This is a genomic window from Actinomadura sp. NPDC049753 (assembly GCF_040674655.1).
Classification (GTDB): Bacteria; Actinomycetota; Actinomycetes; order Streptosporangiales; family Streptosporangiaceae; genus Spirillospora; species Spirillospora verrucosospora.
In genome coordinates this window covers 1-1,529 of the sequence record NZ_JBFARL010000450.1, presented here as the reverse complement: position 1 = coordinate 1,529, position 1,529 = coordinate 1, and the positions used below count along the sequence as shown (strand labels likewise).

Annotated in this window: 1 protein-coding gene; it reads left to right on the top strand. The window is 71.9% G+C overall.

Features of this window, described 5'->3' with window-relative positions; all coding sequences use genetic code 11:
- Positions 1–520: 520 nt before the first annotated feature.
- Positions 521–1,495, top strand: coding sequence for a serine/threonine-protein kinase (locus tag AB0K37_RS42135; protein ID WP_363991846.1), 975 nt, complete (start codon positions 521–523; stop codon positions 1,493–1,495).
- Positions 1,496–1,529: the final 34 nt, after the last annotated feature.

The following is a 1,529-nucleotide window of genomic DNA, read 5'->3' as shown; positions in this document are numbered from 1 at the left end:
ACGCGGGTGCGGCGCCGGGCGTGCCCGGCGGCGGAGCGGTCGCGGGCGCCGCGCGCGGTGGAGTCCACGATCCGGCGGGCGATCGCCAGCCGGTAGACGCGCTTTCCCCGTCCCGGTAGAACGAAATACGCCATCCGGACAAGGTCGCCATAAGCCGATTCGGTCGGCGGTGTTTCCCTGTGCGGATTCGTCATGACATCGTCCGTCACGGCGGGCCACTCCCTCTGGGGCAGTTCCTTCGTCGCGAATCCCGAGGTTAGGACGGAGAGAGTCGGCGCTGGAGCGCAATTGGCACAACGATTAACCGACCGAATGGAAATGTCATCTCATTTCCGTACGATGTGCCGGAGGCGGTCGGGCCCGGCCTTCCCCGCGAGAGCAGCCACGCCCGTTTCCTCCCCGTACTACGCTTGTGCCCGGGGGAACCGCCCCGGGCCGCACCGCATCGAACGAACCAGCCCCGCACGCGCCCCGCACGCGCCCCGGACGAGACGAGCGATCGAGAGGGAACCCCCGACCCATGACCGAGGACGTTCCGGGCTACCGGGTGCTTGAGCAGGTCGGCGAGGGCGGCTTCAGCGTCGTCTACCGCGCCCACCAGGAGCGCCTGGACCGGATGGTCGCGCTGAAGGTCATGTCGATCAGCGCGGTCGACGACGCGGCGATGCGGCGGTTCCAGCGCGAATGCAAGATCACCGGTCGGCTCTCCGGGCACCCGAACATCGTGACCGTGCTGGACACCGGCACCACCCGGTCCGGGCGCCCCTACATCGTGATGGAGTACTTCGAGCACGGAGCGCTCACCGACCGGCTCGCGCGGGAGGGGCCCCTCGCCTTCGCCGAGGTGCTGCGGATCGGGGTGAAGATGGCGGGCGCGCTCGCCGCCACCCACGAGACCGACGTCCTCCACCGGGACGTCAAGCCCCAGAACGTGCTGCTGTCGCGGTACGGCGAGCCCGCGCTCGCCGACTTCGGCATCGCCCGCCTGGTCGACAGCTTCGACGCCACCCACACGCAGGCGTTCACCCCGCACCACGCCGCCCCCGAGGTGCTGGAGGGCAGGCCGCCGGGCATCGGGTCCGACCTGTACTCGCTCGGCTCGACGCTCTACCAGCTGCTGGCCGGACGGCCCGCGTTCAAGGGGCCGCCCCGCGAGGGCATCGCGCCGCTGATGCTGCGGATCCTGAACGACCCGCCGCCCCCGATCCCCCGCCCCGACGTCCCGCGGCAGGTCACCGACGTCATCGTGCGCGCGATGGCCAAGACGCCCGACGAGCGGTTCGCGAGCGCCGTGGAGTTCGCGCAGGCGCTCCAGCGCGTCCAGGCCGAGCTGGGGCTGCCGGTGACGGACGTGGCGCACGCCGGCCGCGGCGCCCTGGCGCTGTCGGACGCCGGCCCGCTCCCCTCGTTCCCCGACGTCTCCGCCCCGCCGCCGGCGCCCGCCGCGCAGGCGCCGTCCCCGCCCGCCCCCGCGCCACCATCAGCAGGCTCGTGACGATGAGCACGATGGACGTTGCGATGATCACGTT